17 protein-coding genes are annotated in these 16,674 nt (G+C 68.1%); all 17 read left to right on the top strand.

Annotation, left to right across the window (positions count from 1 at the left end; all coding sequences use genetic code 11):
• The first annotated feature begins 57 nt into the window (after positions 1 to 57).
• Positions 58 to 1,236 (top strand): flagellin, encoded by a 1,179-nt coding sequence (locus tag EGM71_RS09910; RefSeq protein ID WP_049442739.1) that lies wholly within the window; start codon positions 58 to 60, stop codon positions 1,234 to 1,236.
• Positions 1,237 to 1,677: 441 nt separating this feature from the next.
• The gene (gene fliD / locus EGM71_RS09905) at positions 1,678 to 3,096 is read left to right on the top strand and encodes a flagellar filament capping protein FliD (protein ID WP_188489534.1); all 1,419 of its coding nucleotides are present in this window, start codon (positions 1,678 to 1,680) and stop codon (positions 3,094 to 3,096) included.
• Between the two features lie 128 nt (positions 3,097 to 3,224).
• Positions 3,225 to 3,641, top strand: a complete 417-nt coding sequence (gene fliS / locus EGM71_RS09900) for a flagellar export chaperone FliS (protein WP_019336597.1) — start codon at positions 3,225 to 3,227, stop codon at positions 3,639 to 3,641.
• Positions 3,638 to 3,931: a hypothetical protein gene (locus EGM71_RS09895; protein ID WP_188489532.1), complete on the top strand. Its 294-nt coding sequence runs from the start codon at positions 3,638 to 3,640 to the stop codon at positions 3,929 to 3,931. Before fliS ends, EGM71_RS09895 begins: the two co-directional genes overlap by 4 nt.
• Positions 3,928 to 4,506: a PilZ domain-containing protein gene (locus tag EGM71_RS09890; protein ID WP_188489530.1), complete on the top strand. Its 579-nt coding sequence runs from the start codon at positions 3,928 to 3,930 to the stop codon at positions 4,504 to 4,506. The genes EGM71_RS09895 and EGM71_RS09890 overlap by 4 nt, the downstream gene beginning before the upstream one ends.
• 92 nt (positions 4,507 to 4,598) lie before the next feature.
• A complete protein-coding gene (locus tag EGM71_RS09885) occupies positions 4,599 to 5,231 on the top strand; it encodes a response regulator (protein ID WP_005413261.1) in 633 nt (210 codons plus the stop codon).
• A 322-nt stretch (positions 5,232 to 5,553) separates the two neighbouring features.
• Complete coding sequence (gene rpoN / locus EGM71_RS09880; RefSeq protein ID WP_188489528.1) at positions 5,554 to 6,963, top strand: RNA polymerase factor sigma-54; 1,410 nt, start codon at positions 5,554 to 5,556, stop codon at positions 6,961 to 6,963.
• Positions 6,964 to 6,977: 14 nt separating this feature from the next.
• Positions 6,978 to 7,355 (top strand): response regulator, encoded by a 378-nt coding sequence (locus tag EGM71_RS09875; RefSeq protein ID WP_010485922.1) that lies wholly within the window; start codon positions 6,978 to 6,980, stop codon positions 7,353 to 7,355.
• On the top strand, positions 7,352 to 8,854 hold the full coding sequence (locus EGM71_RS09870) for a sigma-54 dependent transcriptional regulator (RefSeq protein WP_188489526.1): 1,503 nt from the start codon (positions 7,352 to 7,354) through the stop codon (positions 8,852 to 8,854). The genes EGM71_RS09875 and EGM71_RS09870 overlap by 4 nt, the downstream gene beginning before the upstream one ends.
• 185 nt (positions 8,855 to 9,039) lie before the next feature.
• Positions 9,040 to 9,456, top strand: a complete 417-nt coding sequence (locus EGM71_RS09865; RefSeq protein WP_188489524.1) for a hypothetical protein — start codon at positions 9,040 to 9,042, stop codon at positions 9,454 to 9,456.
• A 463-nt stretch (positions 9,457 to 9,919) separates the two neighbouring features.
• Positions 9,920 to 10,285 carry a flagellar hook-basal body complex protein FliE gene (gene fliE / locus EGM71_RS09860; protein WP_014037113.1) on the top strand — a complete coding sequence of 122 codons (366 nt, stop codon included), beginning with the start codon at positions 9,920 to 9,922 and terminating at the stop codon, positions 10,283 to 10,285.
• A gap of 13 nt (positions 10,286 to 10,298) precedes the next feature.
• Entirely contained in the window at positions 10,299 to 11,942 is a 1,644-nt protein-coding gene (gene fliF, locus EGM71_RS09855) for a flagellar basal-body MS-ring/collar protein FliF (protein WP_188489522.1), read from the top strand.
• Between the two features lie 7 nt (positions 11,943 to 11,949).
• A complete protein-coding gene (gene fliG, locus EGM71_RS09850) occupies positions 11,950 to 12,936 on the top strand; it encodes a flagellar motor switch protein FliG (RefSeq protein ID WP_024958226.1) in 987 nt (328 codons plus the stop codon).
• Positions 12,933 to 13,574 carry a FliH/SctL family protein gene (locus tag EGM71_RS09845; RefSeq protein ID WP_188489520.1) on the top strand — a complete coding sequence of 214 codons (642 nt, stop codon included), beginning with the start codon at positions 12,933 to 12,935 and terminating at the stop codon, positions 13,572 to 13,574. The genes fliG and EGM71_RS09845 overlap by 4 nt, the downstream gene beginning before the upstream one ends.
• On the top strand, positions 13,571 to 14,956 hold the full coding sequence (locus tag EGM71_RS09840; RefSeq protein ID WP_188489518.1) for a FliI/YscN family ATPase: 1,386 nt from the start codon (positions 13,571 to 13,573) through the stop codon (positions 14,954 to 14,956). Before EGM71_RS09845 ends, EGM71_RS09840 begins: the two co-directional genes overlap by 4 nt.
• Positions 14,957 to 14,959: 3 nt before the next feature.
• Complete coding sequence (fliJ, locus tag EGM71_RS09835; RefSeq protein ID WP_005416437.1) at positions 14,960 to 15,427, top strand: flagellar export protein FliJ; 468 nt, start codon at positions 14,960 to 14,962, stop codon at positions 15,425 to 15,427.
• On the top strand, positions 15,427 to 16,587 hold the full coding sequence (locus EGM71_RS09830) for a flagellar hook-length control protein FliK (protein ID WP_188489516.1): 1,161 nt from the start codon (positions 15,427 to 15,429) through the stop codon (positions 16,585 to 16,587). The genes fliJ and EGM71_RS09830 overlap by 1 nt, the downstream gene beginning before the upstream one ends.
• The last annotated feature ends 87 nt before the right edge of the window (positions 16,588 to 16,674 follow it).

The following is a 16,674-nucleotide window of genomic DNA, read 5'->3' as shown; positions in this document are numbered from 1 at the left end:
CATGACGCGGCGCCCGGATCCTGAAATACGTTCCACCTTCGCCAAAGGAAAAGCACCATGGCACAAGTCATCAACACCAACACCATGTCCCTGAATGCTCAGCGCAACCTGAGCACCAGCGGCAGCTCGCTGGCCACCACCATCCAGCGCCTGTCCTCCGGTTCGCGCATCAACAGCGCCAAGGACGACGCCGCCGGCCTGGCGATCTCCGAGCGCTTCGGCACGCAGATCCGCGGTACCGACGTCGCCATCCGCAATGCCAACGACGGCATCTCGCTGGCCCAGGTCGCCGAAGGTTCGCTGACCGAAATCGGCAACAACCTGCAGCGCGTCCGCGAGCTGTCGGTGCAGGCGTCCAACGCCACCAACTCGGCCAGCGACCGCAAGGCGCTGCAGGCCGAAGTGACCCAGCTGGTCTCGGAAATCGACCGCGTTGCCAAGCAGTCGGACTTCAACGGCACCAAGCTGCTGGACGGCACCTTCTCCAGCCAGCTGTTCCAGGTGGGCGCCAATGCCGGCCAGGCCATCGCCATCGACAAGACCATCGATGCCAAGGCCGGCTCGCTGGGCACCTCGACCTTCGCCACCGGTGCGACCGCTGCCCTGGCCGCCAGCACCGACGGTGCCCGCTTCTCCGGCACCGTGATGGGTGTGGACATCGGCACGGTTGAAGTGAAGGCCGGCGCCACCACGGCTGATGCCTCCAAGGCCGTCGCCACCGCCATCAACGCCAAGATCGGCGAGGCAGGCATCTACGCCGAAGCCAATGCAGACGGCTCCCTGAAGCTGAGCTCGGTGAAGGAAGGCAAGGCCGTTGCCACTGCCGATATCGCCCTGATGCGCAGCGACTACGACGCGACCGCCAAGACCTGGGGTACCGCGGCGGCTGCAGGCGCCTACACCGCCGGCACCGATACCTCGGCCAACGTGCAGAAGCTGGACGTGAGCACCGTGCTCGGCGCCCAGCAGGCCCTGGAAGTGGTCGACAAGGCTCTGGGTGCAATCAACAGCACCCGTGCCGACCTCGGTGCGATCCAGAACCGCTTCACCTCGGTCGTGGCCAACCTGCAGACCTCCTCGGAAAACCTGTCGGCTTCGCGTAGCCGCATCAAGGACACCGACTTCGCCAAGGAAACCGCAGAGCTGACCCGCACCCAGATCCTGCAGCAGGCCGGTACGGCCATGCTGGCCCAGGCCAACCAGGTGCCGCAGGGCGTGCTCAGCCTGCTGCGCTGATCCACGGCAAGAAGGCGCCGCTACCGTCGGATCGAACCGACGGTAGCGGCAACCGGGAAGCCACGATGCACGAAGGCGCGGGCCATGCCCGGCCCGGGATCACTCCCGAACCGGCTTGGCATCGCCCGCTCCTGCGGACCTCTCTTTCAGCGCTGTACCTTTGACTGTACGTACCGGGCGGCTTCGTCTCCCCCCGATTGTCAGTAGCCTGATCCCTCCCCTGCATTGGGGGAGGGCTTTTTGCAGACTCCCGGCAGCCCGCGGTGAACCTACCCGCACCCTGCCCCAACCCTCCTGCAACCCGCGTGCCAGAACCCGCGCCAGGCGAGTGGCACGGCGCATGCATCAACGAAGTCCTCAAGACCCAGCGGCGCAGGCCGCTATTTTCGTTGACGACGGGCCACCGCACGACGGCCAGGCCCGGATACCAGGAGAAACGACGTGGCAGACTTTGGATACGGTGGCATTGGCTCGGGACTGAACATCTCGGACATCGTCAACAAGCTGGTCGCAGCTGACCGCAAGCCCGCCGACAATGCGCTGAACCTGCAGCAGTCGAAGACCAAGATGCAGCTGTCGTCGGTTGGCACCGTCACTTCGGCGTTCGACAAGCTGAAGACGGCATTGACCGCACTGAAGGCCACCACCGCCTTCGATACCCGCACCGTGACCGCCACCGGCAAGGCTGGCCCAAACAATGCCGACGACGTGCTGACCGCATCGGTGGCGCTGTACGACCTCGGCACCAGCAAGGCAGCCGCCTCCAACGGCACCCACAAGATCGAGGTGAAGAACCTTGCGTCGGCGCACAAGCTGATCGCCGACACCTCGGTACCCAAGACCGACACCTTCGGTGCCGGAACCTTGACGCTGACCGTGGGCGTGGGTGACAAGGCCAAGACCATGAACATCGAGGTCGAGGCCGGCGACACCCTGACCACGGTGCGCAACAAGATTGACGCCGCCGGCCGCAAGGAAGGCGTGCAGGCCACGCTGATCAGCTCCGGCGACAACCAGTACCTGTCCATCGCACAGGAAAAGACCGGCGCGGCCAGCGCGATCAAGCTGGAATACGGCGGCAGCGATCCGAAACTAGGCGCACTGGTCGGCAGCCTGAAGGAAAACAGCCCGGCCAAGGATGCGTTGCTGACCATCGACGGCGTGGAAGTGGTGAGCGCCAGCAATACCGTGGCCGATGCGGTACCGGGGCTGACCCTGAACCTGAAGGTGCCGGGCTCCAGTACCGTCACCATCAGCACCGACACCACCGCCGCCACCAAGGTAATGCAGGAGTTCGTGACCGCCTACAACGCGGCCATCGCGGCGATCAATACTGAAACCAAGTACGACGCGAAGACCAAGGAAGCCTCGGCGCTGACCGGCGATGCACAGATGCGCGGTGCGATCGCCCAGCTGCGCTCGACGATGTCCGGCGTGCTGATGGACCTGGCAGGCGACAAGCTGGACGCCAAGGCGCTGGGGCTGCAGACCCGCGGTTATCCCAACGCCGACGGCACCCTGGTGCTGGATACCACCAAGTTCGCCGCCGCACTTGCCGCCCAGCCCGAGAAGATCCGCCAGGCGATCACCGGCGATACCGGCGGCGCCGGCCGGCTGTACACGATGGTGGACGGCTACGTCAGCACCACGGTCGGCAAGGAAGGCGCGTTCGTCGCCCGCACCAAGGGCCTGAACACCACGCTGGACAACATCGACAAGCGCCGCAAGGACCTCGACACGCGCATGAAAAGCGTGGAAGAGCGCTACAAGAAGCAGTTCATCGCGCTGGACAGCCTGATGGGCAAGCTGCAGCAGAGCAGCAGCACGCTGTCGCAGCAGCTGGCACAGCTCAATCGCTGAATCACTGCGCGAAGCGCTCAAGTTTGGCGTGCAACGCACCGATAACGGACGCAACAGCAATCAACGCCGCGCCGTCGGCACCGATCCCCACGATCACCCGACGGCACCCCGCGCAAGGAGAATCACGAATGTACGGTTCCAGCCGTCAATATGCCGAGCAGTACCGCCAGGTGGGTGTGACCAGTGCGGTTGCCGACGCCGATCCGCACAAGCTGGTGGCGATGCTGCTGGCCGGCGCGCTGGAGCGCGTGCGGCGCGCCCAGGCCAGCCTCGAGCGTGGCGACCAGGCCGGCAAGGGCAAGGCGATCGGTGAGGTCTGCGCGATCGTCGGCCACCTCAACGGCTCGCTGGATCATGAGGCCGGCGGCGAGATCGCCGGCAACCTGTCGGCCCTGTACGACTACGTGCTGCAGCGCCTGACCGAGGCCAACCTGCACAACGACCGTGCCGCCCTCGATGAATCCCTCCAGCTGCTGGGGGAGATCGACAGCGCCTGGAACGCGATCCCGCACGAACAGCGCCGCCCGGCTGCGGTGGCGCCATGAGCCTGCCCGAACTGCACGCGCAGCTGGACGCCTTCGAGAAGGCGCTGGGCGACGATGCCCTCGACCAGGCCGACAGCCTGCTCGACGGCCACGACAGCGCCCTGCACGCCCTGCTCAGCCAGCCGCTGACCGCCGCTGACCATGAGCCGCTGAGCGCCCTGTTCGAACGCCAGCAGAGCCTGCTGGGCCTGCTGCGCCAGCGCCGCGATGCCGTCGCTGCGCAGATCAACGATGGCCAGCGCTCCCTTCGCGCGGCGCATGCCTACCTGCAGGCAGAATCACTGGCATGACCCAGTTGCCGACCACCTCGCTGCACCATCCCGCCGAAAGCGAGCTGTTCGACGAAACGCTCAGCTGCGAACTGGCCCTGCCGGCCGAGTTCCAGGCGGGCAGCGCGGCCGGACGCACCAGCGGTGCCGAAGGCCTGCTGCGCAGCCTGGCACTGGTCGAGGACAGCCGCGTTGACGAGCACGACGAACGCAATGAGGCGAGCCTGCAGCTGCAGCGCCTGGAAGCCAAGCTGGACCTGGCGATGGTGCTGGTCGGTCGGTTGGTGCGCCAGCAGGGCCAGGAACTGACCCTGCGCCCGGTGCGCTGGTCGCGCCGCGGCATCCGCCTGCAGCTGGGCCCGCGCAGTGGCGCCAGCCCTGGCCAGGCCGGCGTGGTGCGCCTGCAGCCCAGCGATTGGCTGCCCGACCACATCGACCTGCCGGTGGAAGTCATCGCCGAGGCGGCTGACGGCGGTGGCGGCCACTTCCTGTGGCTGCGCTTCCAGCGCCTGGGCGACGGCCTGGAGATGGCGATGGAGCGGCACTTGTTCCGCCTGCACCGCCGCCAGGTGGCCGAGGCGCGCCGCGCACGTTGAAACCTGCCACCATCACGCTTGGCGGGCAAGCCTTGGCGCGCCCGTTCAGCTAAGTTAAGGTGGACTCCCCTACACGGATCTGTTGCGTGCCTGTGCGAGTTCTCATCGTCGACGATCACACCCTCGTCCGCGCCGGCCTGGCGCGGCTGCTGCAGGGGTTTGCCGACGTGCAGCTCGTCGCCGAGGCCAGCAACGCCGAGCAGGCCCTGCAGCTGGCCCTGCAGCACGCACCGGATGTGGTGCTGATGGATCTGTCGCTGCCGGGCCGCACCGGCCTGGAAGCGCTCAGCGACATCCGCCTGCGCGCCCCCGGCACCCGGGTGGTGATGATGACCATGCACGACGATGCCGCCCACGTGCGCGATGCGCTTGACCGTGGCGCGGTCGGCTTCGTGGTGAAGGATGCGGCACCGCAGGAGCTGGAATTGGCGCTGCGCGCCGCGCACGCCGGCCAGGTGTTCCTGAGCCCGCAGATCTCGGCCAAGATGCTGGCGCCCATGCTGGGCCGCGAGAAGCCCACCGGCATCGCTGCGCTGTCGCCGCGCCAGCGCGAAATCCTGCGCCGCATCGGCAAGGGTGAAAGCAACAAGGAAATCGCCGCCGATCTCGGCATCAGCGTCAAGACGGTTGAGACCCACCGCGCACGCATGATGGAGTCGCTGGGCTGCCGGCGCGCCAATGACCTGTTGCTGCTGGCCGCGCGTCATCAGCACGAGCTGGAATGATTGCCTGCGAATGGGGTCAGCTCCCTTTCCACAGGAACGGGAGCTGACCCCACGACGTCCCGCATCGGCGACGAATTCCCGTCGCCCTGACAGACCCTGACAGGAATCCGTACGCGACGATCCGTCGCTCCGCGTGATCGGCAGCGAAGAATCAATGACTTGGCGACGCCTCTCGTCAATATCCCGCGCCAATGTAGGGAGAACCCCTACATCCTGTCAGGACAACCACGAGGCCCCTCAGGAACCCCCCGATTCCGCCCCCGCCGGATGAAAAGCAAGATGCGTTCCACAAGGCGCCGGGGAGCGGTGCCGGGGAACCACGATGAAGGCTGCACTCTCGACCCAGCTGGGCCAACAACTTCACCTCACCCCGCAGTTGCTGCAGTCGATCCGGCTGCTGCAGCTCGATGGCCTGCACCTGGAGCAGGAAATCCAGCGCCTGCTGGACTCCAACCCGCTGCTGGAGATCGAAGAGGCTGAAGCGCCCGCCGCCGATGCCACCGAAGCGAGTGCCACCACCCTCGACACCGCCGCCTTCGACGAACTGCCCGAGTCGTCGATGTGGGACGTGGCCGGTGCCAACTGGCAGGACGGTGACGACGACCGCATGGCGCGCATCGCCGCCGGCGAGTCGACCGACCCGCAGCTGCGCGTGCTGCAGCGCCTGTCGCTGGACATGGACGACCGCCAGCTGGCGGTGGCCGCGTTCTGGCTGGACCACTGCGATGAAGCCGGCTACCTGCAGGCGCCGTTGGCCCAGCTGCACCTGCTGGCCAGCGCCCAGTTCGACATCGCTGCCGACGGCGTGGAATCCATCCGCCAGCAGCTGTTGCACGGCGAACCCGCCGGCATGGCCGCGCAGGACCTGCGTGAAGGCCTGCAGGCGCAGCTGCGCAGCCTGCAGGGCGTGGTGCCGGCCCGCCACCTGGCCGCGCGCATCCTGGATGGCGCGCTCGACGCGCTGGCCGCACACGACTACCCCGCCCTCGCCCGCCAGCACGACGCCGAGATCGACGACGTGCGCGAGGCGGTGCGCCTGATCCTCTCGCTGCAGCCGCGCCCCGGCGACAGCCTGTTGCCCGAACGCAATGCCGTGGTGGTTCCGGACGTGGTCGCCTGGCACGCCGATGGGCAGTGGAAGGTCGCGCTGAACCCGGCCACCAGCCGCCGCGTGTCGATCAACAGCCAGTACGAACAGGCCCTGGCCGAGACCAGCGACGCCGCCCCGGCACTGCGCGAAATGCTGCAGGAAGCGCGCTGGTTCAGCCGCGGCCTGTCGATGCGCTACGACACCCTGCTGCGCACCGCGCGGGTGATCGTCGAGCGCCAGGCCGCCTTCCTGGTCCGTGGCGAAGAGGCCATGGCCCCGCTGACCCTGAAGGAAGTGGCCGAGGAAATCGGCATGCACGAGTCCACCGTCTCGCGCATCACCACCGGCAAGTTCCTGCAGACCCCGCGCGGCACCTTCGAACTGAAGCACTTCTTCGCCGTGCGCCTGGAAGGCGCCAGCGTCTCCGGCCAGGCGGTGAAGGCCATGGTCCGGCGCCTGATCGACGCCGAACCGGCCGGCCGCCCGCTGGCCGATGAGGCCATTGCCGGCCTGCTGTCACGCCAGGGGGTGAACATTGCCCGCCGAACCGTCGCAAAATACCGAGAACAACTGGATATCGCCCCGGCCCGCGAACGGCGCCGGCTCAGCGCCAGGCAACCCCAGCTGGCCCGGGTGGGCTGAAAAGGATGTTGGACATGAACAAGCTCACGGTCCTGCTGGTCGATGACCACGAGGGCTTCATCAACGCGGCGATGCGCCATTTCCGCAAGATCGACTGGCTGCAGATCGTCGGCAGTGCCGGCAACGGCCTGGAAGCGATCGAGCGCTCGGAAACGCTGCGCCCGCAGGTGGTGCTGATGGACCTGGCCATGCCGGAAATGGGCGGCCTGCAGGCCACCCGCCTGATCAAGTCGCAGGACGATGCACCGTACATCGTGATCGCCAGCCACTTCGACGACGCCGAGCACCGCGAACACGCGCTGCGCGCCGGCGCCGACAATTTTGTCAGCAAGCTGTCCTACATCCAGGAAGTCATGCCGATCCTGGAAGGCCTCAGGGAGGATCGATCGTGAGCGAATCGCGCATCCTGGTGCTGGACAACGACGCCGTGCGTGCAGAGCGCACCGTTGCCCTGCTGGAATTCATGGACTTCAACCCGCGCTGGGTTTCCGACGCGGCCGACTTCGACCTGGGCCGCCAGCGCCAGAACGACTGGATGGCAGTGATCGTCGGCAGCCTGGACGACACCGCTGCCAGCACCGCGCTGTACCACTGGCTGGGCGGCAGCAGCCTGCCGCCGCCGGTGCTGCTGGCCGATGGTGATGCTGCAGCGTTTGCCCAGCTGCACGGGCTGCACGAAGCCAACATCTGGCCGCTGGAAACGCCGCTGCGCCACGCGCAGATGGAAGCCCTGCTGCGCCGCGCCAGCCTCAAGCGCCTGGATGCCGAGCACCAGGCCGGCGCCGTGCAGGAGCAAGGCCCGACCGGCAACGGCCCGGCGGTCACCGAGCTGCGCACCATGATCGAGCAGGTGGCCGCCTTCGACACCACCGTACTCGTGCTGGGCGAATCCGGTACCGGCAAGGAAGTGGTGTCGCGCGCCATCCACCAGCGCTCGCCGCGCCGCGACGGCCCGTTCGTGGCGATCAACTGCGGCGCCATTCCGGCGGACCTGCTGGAAAGCGAACTGTTCGGCCACGAGAAGGGTGCCTTCACTGGCGCACTGACCGCACGCAAGGGCCGGTTTGAAATGGCCGAGGGCGGCACCCTGCTGCTCGACGAAATCGGCGACATGAGCCTGCCGATGCAGGTGAAGCTGCTGCGCGTGCTGCAGGAACGCAGCTTCGAGCGCGTCGGCGGCAACCAGACCATCCGCTGCAATGTCCGCGTCGTGGCCGCGACCCATCGCGACCTGGAAACCCGTATTGCCGAGGGCAAGTTCCGCGAGGACCTGTTCTACCGCCTCAACGTGTTCCCGATCGACGTGCCCGCCCTGCGCGAGCGTCGCGAAGACCTGCCGGCGCTGGTGGAAACCATCGCCGCACAGCTGGCCCGCACCGGCCGCGGCGAAGTGCGCTTCACCCCGGAAGCCCTGCAGGCCCTGGCTGGCTACGAGTGGCCGGGCAACGTGCGCGAACTGACCAACCTGGTCGAGCGCCTGGCGGTGCTGCATCCGGGTGGTTCGGTGCGCGTGCAGGACCTGCCGGCCCGCTATCGTGGCGATGCCGCGCTGGCCGTGCCCGCACCGGCACCGGCGGCTCCGGTTGCCAGCGAAGAACGCCTGGACCTGCGCAGCTTCTCGTTCCATACCCCGGGCAGCGGCGGCCAGCCGGCGCTGGAGCACGGCATCGCGGTCAATCGCGCCGCCGCCCCGGCGGCACTGCCCGACGACGGCCTGGACCTGCGCAACCACATGGCCAACATCGAACTGGGCCTGATCAACGAAGCACTGGAACGCACCCAGGGCGTGGTCGCCCACGCCGCCCAGCTGCTTGGCCTGCGCCGCACCACCCTGGTGGAAAAGCTGCGCAAGTACGGCATCGAACGCGAGCAGGCCGAACTGGCCGGCTGAAGCGCGCTACCAGCATGAAGGGGGCACGAACGCCTGGGCTTGCCCAGGCGTTCGTGTTTGTGGCGCCCCGGGGGCAGATCCCTTTCCTGCGGAAAGAATCTGACCCCACCTCATTTGCAGGTTTTCCTAGAGACAACACGGCCGCACTGCGGAGCATGGCAAGGACATCCCAAGGAGGCTCCACCATGCATCGCCTGATCCTGCTCGCCGCCCTGCTCTGCCCGGCCCTGGCCACTGCCGCTGATTGCGCCCTGCCCGCCACGCTCGACCAACGCCAGTTCACCAACCTCAGCGACCCGCTGTACGCACCCGACAACCCCAACGCCGGGCGCATGGTGCAGGTCAGCTTCGCCGGCAGCCAGTACGTGCTGGATATCCTCGGCACCGCGCTCCGCATCGGCGGCAGCTACCGCTACCAGCGCCTGGCCCCGCATATCGCGGAAATCCAGATGACCGAAAGCCACCCGGACGGCCCCGCCCACTACACCCTGCTGCTGACCTGCCTGAGCGACCGCCAGGGTCGCTTCATCTACACCCAGCACGACGGCCCCATCGCACCGCGCCAGCGCCAGAATTCCGGCCGCTGGACCCTGCAGCCGTAGGCCAGAAAACCGACGCCGGATAAATGGCGCCGCCAACGGGGTCGGAGCCCGTGCCGACCAAAGCGTGTCGACCAAGGTCGACACCCACCGAGAGCAGCTCCGGCCATTCCGACAGCAGCGGGAAACTGTCGAAGGCGGGGTGGGTCCGGTTGCGGGGCGTGAGCGCCATGGATGGCGCGACCGAGCCTCCATGGACGGATTTACGGCGTCCCCCGCAACCGGACCCACCCCGCCCCCCACGGATTGCCAGCTTCTGCCGTTGCTTCGGCTTCAGCTTCAGCTTCGGCTTCGGCCGTTGCTGCTGAGGTTGCCGGCCAGCGGCCGGCACTACCGCGGGGAGCGGGGTGCAACCCCGCACGCACACCCAACCTCCTCACTTCACTGAATCGAAAACCGGTTTCGGCACGGCACTTGCACCTGCTCCAGCAGACAACCCCATCCCCTGTTTCTGGAACCGTTGCAGATGTCCCACTCCGTCACTTCGATCCTTTCGCAGATCCGCTCCTATCAGACCCAGATGGGACAGCCGGCGCTCAACCCGCTGGGCGAAACGCCGCGCAGCAATGCCCTTCCGGGCACGGTGCTGGACGCACCGCAGGTGCAGCCGGCCAGCTTCACCGAAACCCTGCGTGGTGCGATTGCCGGCGTCAACGATGCACAACAGAAGTCCGGCGCCCTCGCCAAGGCCTTCGAAATGGGCGACCCCAGTGCCGACCTGGCCAAGGTGATGGTCGCCTCGCAGCAGTCCCAGATCGCCTTCCGCGCCACCGTGGAAGTCCGCAACCGTCTCGTCCAGGCTTACCAGGACGTGATGAACATGCCGCTGTAAGGAACGTTGACGCATGGCACTGACGCTCTCCAAGGACAGCCTGAACGCCGAGAAGGCCGGGCAATGGTTCGACCGCCTGCAAAGTCTGCAGATCACCCGTCGGCTGGGCCTGATGGCGATGATCGCGGTGGCGGTGGCGGCAGGCCTGTCCGTGTTCTTCTGGTCGCAGAAGCCGGGCATGGTCCCGCTGTACACCGGCCTGGACCAGAAGGCGACCGCTGAAGCAACCGACCTGCTGCGCGCTGCGCAGATTCCGTTCGCGCTCGATCCGGCCACCGGTGGCATCACCGTGCCGGAAAAGAACCTGCATGATGCCCGCCTGAAGCTGGCCGGCTCCGGCCTGACCGACAGCGGCAAGCTCGGCTTCGAACTGATGGAGCGCGATCCGGGCTTCGGCGTCAGCCAGTTCGTGGAAAGTGCGCGCTACCAGCATGCGCTGGAAACCGAGCTGTCGCGCACCATCAACACGCTGCGCCCGGTGCGCGATTCGCGCGTGCACCTGGCCATTCCCAAGCCCAGCGCGTTCACCCGCCAGCGTGACGTGGCCAGCGCCTCGGTCACCCTGGAACTGCGCGGCGGCCAGCAGCTGGAGCGCAGCCAGGTGGACGCGATCGTGCACATGGTCGCGGCCAGCATTCCGGACCTCGCTCCGGAACGGGTGACCGTGGTCGACCAGAGCGGGCGCATGCTCAGCATCACCGACCCGAACAGCGAGGCTGCGGTCAACGCCGCCCAGTTCGAGCAGGTGCGTCGCCAGGAAACCTCGTTCAACCAGCGCATCCGCGAGCTGCTGGAGCCGATGACCGGCCCCGGCCGGGTCAACCCGGAAGTGAGCGTGGACATGGACTTCTCGGTGACCGAGGAAGCCCGTGAGCTTTACAACGGTGAGCCGCAGAAGCTGCGCAGCGAGCAGATGAGCGAGAACACCACCAGCACTCCGGGCCCGCAGGGCGTACCGGGCGCGACCAGCAACAGCCCGCCGGGCCAGCAGGCCGCACCGGCCACTGCACAGACCCCGACCGAAAGCAGCAAGAACGCGACCCGCAACTACGAGCTGGACCGCACCCTGCAGCACACCCGCCAGCCGGCCGGCCGCATCAAGCGCGTCTCGGTGGCGGTGCTGGTGGACAACGTGCCGCGTGCCGGTGCCAACGGCAAGGTTGCGCCGCAGCCGCTGTCGGCCGCGGAACTGACCCGCGTCGAGGCGCTGGTCAAGCAGGCCGTCGGCTTCAATGCCGAGCGTGGCGACACCGTGTCGGTGATGAATGCCCCGTTCGTGCGTGACACCACGCCGGTCGAAGGCCCGGCCTGGTGGGAACTGCCGTGGGTGCACGATGCCGGCCGCATGCTGCTCGGCGCGGTGGTGGTGCTGGCGCTGCTGTTCGGCGTGCTGCGCCCGGCACTGCGCGCGATCACCGGCCAGAAGAAGAACGACGAGCAGGTACTGGAGCCGCACACCGCGGACGTGCAGCTGGTCGATGACGATGGCACCCCGCTGCCGGCGCTGGGCGCCGACCGGGCCAGCCTGGGCGGGCCGGATGCACTGGCCCTGCCGGTGGATTCATATGAGGAACGACTGCGGATGGCGCGTGAAGCCGTGAAGACCGACTCCAAGCGCGTGGCCCAGGTGGTCAAGGGTTGGGTGGCCAATGACTGAGGCAGCACTGACTGGCGTACAGCGCGCCGCTGTACTGCTGCTTTCGCTGGGTGAACTGGACGCGGCCGAAGTGCTGCGCCACATGGAACCCAAGGAGGTGCAGAAGATCGGTATCGCCATGGCCACCATGACCGACATCACCCGCGAGCAGGTGGAACGGGTGATGGACCAGTTCGGCCAGGAGCTGGGCTCGAAGACCTCGCTGGGCGTGGGCTCGGACGACTACATCCGCAACATGCTGGTACAGGCGCTGGGCAGCGAGAAGGCCGGCAACCTGATCGACCGCATCCTGCTCGGCCGCAACACCACCGGCCTGGACGCACTGAAGTGGATGGACCCGCGTGCGGTGGCTGACCTGGTGCGCAACGAGCACCCGCAGATCATCGCCATCGTGATGGCGCACCTGGAGACCGACCAGGCCGCCGACGCGCTGAAGCTGCTGCCCGACCGTACCCGCGTCGACGTGCTGCTGCGTATCGCCACCCTCGACGGCATTCCGCCGAACGCGCTCAATGAACTCAACGAGATCATGGAACGCCAGTTCGCCGGCAACCAGAACCTGAAGTCGTCCAACATCGGCGGCGTGCAGTGCGCGGCCAATATCCTGAACTTCATGGACAGCGGCCAGGACCAGGCGATCCTGGGCGAGATCGCGCGCATCGATGCGCCGTTGAGCAACCGCATCCAGGACTTGATGTTCGTGTTCGACGACCTGGTCGACCTCGACGATCGCGAGATGCAGCTGGTGCTGCGCGAGGTGAGCGGCGAGCGTCTGGGCCTGGCCCTGCGCGGTGCCGACATCAAGGTGCGCGACAAGATCACCCGCAACATGTCGCAGCGTGCGGCCGAAATCCTGCTGGAAGACATGGAGGCCCGCGGACCGGTGCGCCTGTCCGACGTTGAAGGCGCGCAGCGCGAGATCCTGGCCATCGTCAAGCGCATGGCCGATGAAGGCACGGTCACCATCGGTGGCAGCGCGGAGGCCATGCTGTGAGCAATGTCGTGCGCTGGCTCGCCCCGGACCTGCTGGCCCAGCCCGAACCGGTGCTGGAGCAGGAGGATGTGTTCGAACTGACCGAGCCGGACCCGGAGCACGAACCGGAGCCGCCGCTGCAGCTGCCGACCCTGGAGGAAATCCAGGCAATCCAGGACAGCGCGGAGAAGGAAGGGTTCGACCAGGGCCATGCCGACGGCTACGGCCAGGGACAGGCCGAGGTGCGCCGCCTCGCCGCGCAGATCGAAGGCATCCTCGACAACTTCAGCCGGCCTCTGGTGCGGCTGGAGAACGAAGTGGTCGGTGCACTCGGCGAACTGGCAGTGCGCATCGCCGGCGCGCTGGTCGGCCGCGCCTACGAAGCCGAGCCGGCACTGCTGGCGCAGCTGGTCGGCGAAGCGATCGATGCGGTCGGCGGCAGTACCCGCGAGGTGGAAGTGCGGCTGCATCCGGATGACATCGCCGCCCTCGCCCCGCTGTTGAACCTGTCGCCGGCGCAGCGACTTGTGCCCGATACCAGCCTCAGCCGTGGCGATCTGCGCGTGCACGCCGAAGCTGTGCGCATCGATGGCACCCTGGAAGCCCGCCTGCGCGGCGCGCTGGACGCGGTGATCCGCCAGACCGGAGCCACCGCATGAGCACCGAGCCGCAACCGGCAGCGCCGCCGGCCGACTGGGCCGTGGCCCGCAACCTGCGCCTGGCCCGGCGCCTGGATGGCCTGCGCGTGGATACCGCGCATGGTCGCGGCCTGATCCGCGAGGGCGTGCTGCGCCGCGCGGTCGGACTGACCCTGGAAGCCGTCGGCTGCGAGGCACCGCTGGGTGCCAGCTGCAAGGTGGAAGTGGTCGATGGTGGCTGGGTCGACGCCGAAGTGGTCGGCTTCGCCGGCGAACGCACCTACCTGATGCCCAGCGCCGAACTGCATGGCCTGCTGCCCAATGCCCGGGTGGTGCCGTCGGCACGACGTGGCGGCGTGGAAGTGGGCGAAGGCCTGCTCGGCCGCGTCATCGACAGCGATGGCGTACCGCTGGATGGCAAGGGCCCGATCCGCGCCGAAGGCCACGTCGGCATGGCCGGCGTGTCGATCAATCCGCTGGCGCGAGAACCGATCACCCAGCCGCTGGACGTGGGCGTGCGCGCGATCAACGCGCTGCTGCCGATCGGTCGCGGCCAGCGCGTCGGCCTGTTCGCCGGCTCCGGCGTCGGCAAGTCGACGCTGCTGGGCATGATGACCCGCTACACCGCCGCCGACGTGATCGTGGTCGGCCTGATCGGTGAACGTGGCCGCGAAGTGCGCGATTTCGTCGAAACCACGCTGGGCGAGGAAGGACTGCGCCGCGCCGTGGTGGTCGCCAGCCCCGCCGACCGGCCGCCGCTGGCGCGCCTGCACGGTGCCTACCGCGCCACGGCCATTGCCGAATGGTTCCGCGACCAGGGCCTGAACGTGCTGCTGCTGATGGACTCGCTGACCCGCTTCGCCCAGGCGCAGCGCGAGATCGGCCTGTCGGTCGGTGAACCACCGACCACCCGCGGCTACCCGCCCTCGGTGTTCGCCAAGCTGCCGGCGCTGGTCGAACGCGCCGGCAACGGCGCCAAGGGCCGTGGCTCGATCACCGCGTTCTACACCGTACTGACCGAAGGCGATGATCCGCAGGATCCGATCGCCGACGCCGCGCGCGCGATCCTCGATGGCCACATCCTGCTCTCGCGCCGCGTGGCCGACAGCGGCCTGTACCCGGCCATCGACGTCGAATCGTCGGTCAGCCGCGTGGTCACGGAAATCGCTGACGAACCGTGGCGCCTGCGCATCCGCAAGTTGAAGCGACTGGTCTCGGCCTACTCGGCCAACCGTGACCTGATCGCGATCGGTGCCTACCAGCGCGGTAACGATGCGGCCACCGACGAAGCCCTGGAACGCTGGCCGGAAATCATGGAGTTCCTCGGCCAGGACGTTGCCAAGGCCGCAGATCTCCCGCACAGCCAGGCGGCGCTGCAGCGCCTGGTGGAACAAGAGAGTTAAGCCATGAACCAGTCCAAGCGCATCGATCCCCTGCTCAAGCGGGCCCAGGAACACGAGGACGCGGTCGCCCGCGACCTGGCCGAACGCCAGCGTGTGCTCGACACCCATCTATCGCGACTGGACGAACTTCGCCGCTATGCCGAGGAGTACGCCAACGCCCAGATGGCGGCGACCAGCCCGGCGCAGCTGCTGAACCGCCGCGCCTTCCTTGATCGCCTGGACAGTGCGGTCGAGCAGCAGCAGGCTACGGTCAACGGCAACCGCGAAAAGGTAGAGGCCGAGCGCGCCCGCCTGATCCTGGCCAGCCGAGACAAGGCGGTGCTGGAGCAGCTGGCCGCGAGCTACCGCGCACAGGAAAAAGTGGTGACCGACCGCCGCGACCAGCGCGAGATGGACGACATTGGTGCGCGGCGTGCGCGCCTGGTGCAGGCCGAAGACCAGGACGGCGCCGAGCAGGGAGGCCGCTCGTGATGCCCACCCCGCTCGCCAGCAGCGCCAACCCGGCCACGCCCGCCAGCAGCAACAGTGCGGCGCGCGCCTCACGCAGCGAAGGCGGAAAGGACTTCAGCCAGCTGCTGCAGGACGGCGCGCCCTCTGCACCCGCCCCTGCCGGCAGCGCCACTACGCCGACGCCAGCCACGCCGAGCCAGCCGTCGACCACCGACAGCAATGGCCACGCACCGGGCGAACGCAGCGCGGACGCCGAAGCGGCAACCGCTGAAACGCCTCCGCTACCGCCTGTTGCCGTGACCCCGGCTGGACCCGGCGCCGACAAGGACAAGCCCGCCGCGACCGAGGACGCCCCATGGCCACCGCTCGGCCTGGCCGGTCTGGTGCTGGCAATGCCGACGCCCGTGGATCCGGCCGCCGCTCTGCCGACCACTGCTGCACCGTCGTTGGCCAGCGACGGTAGCGCGCTGCCCGTTGCCCCCGCCGCGAACCCGGCACTGCCTGCAACCGCCCCGGCAGCGGCCACCGCAGCGACGGCCGACGGCAAACCGGCGTCGGCCAGCGCTGACGATGCCACCACGCTGCCACTGCCGGAGATGATCCTGCCCGGCAAGCGCAGCGAGCGCGGCGAAGGCAGCGACGTGGCCGCCCTTGGCGACCGCGCCAGTACACCACTGCTGCATGCACCGGCAGCGGCCGCCGTACAGGACCTGAAGGCGGCGCTCGCCACCGGCAACGCGATCTTCAATGGCGAACCCACGCCGAAGCCCGTGCTGGGTGACGATGGCTTCGATCAGGCCATCGGTGCTCGCCTGGGCTGGCTGGCCGACCAGAAGATCGGCCACGCCCACATCCGCCTGAGCCCGGACGACATGGGCCCGGTCGACGTGCGACTGCAGTTGAACGGCGACAAGGTGCATGCCAGCTTCAGCAGCCCGCACGTGGACGTGCGGCAGGCGCTGGAAAGCAGCCTGCCGCGCCTGCGCGAGCTGCTGGGCGAACAGGGCTTCCAGCTGGCCCACGCCGATGTCGGCCACCAGGCGCCGGGCGGTGACGGCAATGCGTCGGGACAGCCCGGTGGCGGCGGCATGACCGGCGACGGAGAACCGACGCCGGGCGACGCCAGCGTGTCGTCCGCACAGTTGATCCGCCAGCGCGGATTGCTGGACGCCTACGCCTGACAGATGTGCCAACCAAGGTTGGCACCCACCAGAGCGGGGTGGGTGGCACCCCGACGGAATTCCGTCGCACCCCACTGCCCCGCCTTC

Source organism: Stenotrophomonas maltophilia (genome assembly GCF_006970445.1).
In the GTDB taxonomy this organism is placed as follows: domain Bacteria; phylum Pseudomonadota; class Gammaproteobacteria; order Xanthomonadales; family Xanthomonadaceae; genus Stenotrophomonas; species Stenotrophomonas maltophilia_AU.
The sequence above is the reverse complement of the archived record's forward strand: the minus strand, read 5'-3'. Positions and strand labels throughout refer to the sequence as shown.

Excerpts from the sequence above, each read along its gene's own strand:
- EGM71_RS09830 (WP_188489516.1), top strand. The coding sequence starts at position 15,427 with ATGCCCACCCCGCTCGCCAGCAGCGCCAACCCGGCCACGCCCGCCAGC.
- fliS (WP_019336597.1), top strand. The coding sequence starts at position 3,225 with ATGTACGGTTCCAGCCGTCAATATGCCGAGCAGTACCGCCAGGTGGGT.
- rpoN (WP_188489528.1), top strand. The coding sequence starts at position 5,554 with ATGAAGGCTGCACTCTCGACCCAGCTGGGCCAACAACTTCACCTCACC.
- fliJ (WP_005416437.1), top strand. The coding sequence starts at position 14,960 with ATGAACCAGTCCAAGCGCATCGATCCCCTGCTCAAGCGGGCCCAGGAA.
- EGM71_RS09865 (WP_188489524.1), top strand. The coding sequence starts at position 9,040 with ATGCATCGCCTGATCCTGCTCGCCGCCCTGCTCTGCCCGGCCCTGGCC.
- EGM71_RS09875 (WP_010485922.1), top strand. The coding sequence starts at position 6,978 with ATGAACAAGCTCACGGTCCTGCTGGTCGATGACCACGAGGGCTTCATC.
- fliE (WP_014037113.1), top strand. The coding sequence starts at position 9,920 with ATGTCCCACTCCGTCACTTCGATCCTTTCGCAGATCCGCTCCTATCAG.
- fliF (WP_188489522.1), top strand. The coding sequence starts at position 10,299 with ATGGCACTGACGCTCTCCAAGGACAGCCTGAACGCCGAGAAGGCCGGG.
- EGM71_RS09895 (WP_188489532.1), top strand. The coding sequence starts at position 3,638 with ATGAGCCTGCCCGAACTGCACGCGCAGCTGGACGCCTTCGAGAAGGCG.
- EGM71_RS09890 (WP_188489530.1), top strand. The coding sequence starts at position 3,928 with ATGACCCAGTTGCCGACCACCTCGCTGCACCATCCCGCCGAAAGCGAG.
- EGM71_RS09910 (WP_049442739.1), top strand. The coding sequence starts at position 58 with ATGGCACAAGTCATCAACACCAACACCATGTCCCTGAATGCTCAGCGC.
- EGM71_RS09840 (WP_188489518.1), top strand. The coding sequence starts at position 13,571 with ATGAGCACCGAGCCGCAACCGGCAGCGCCGCCGGCCGACTGGGCCGTG.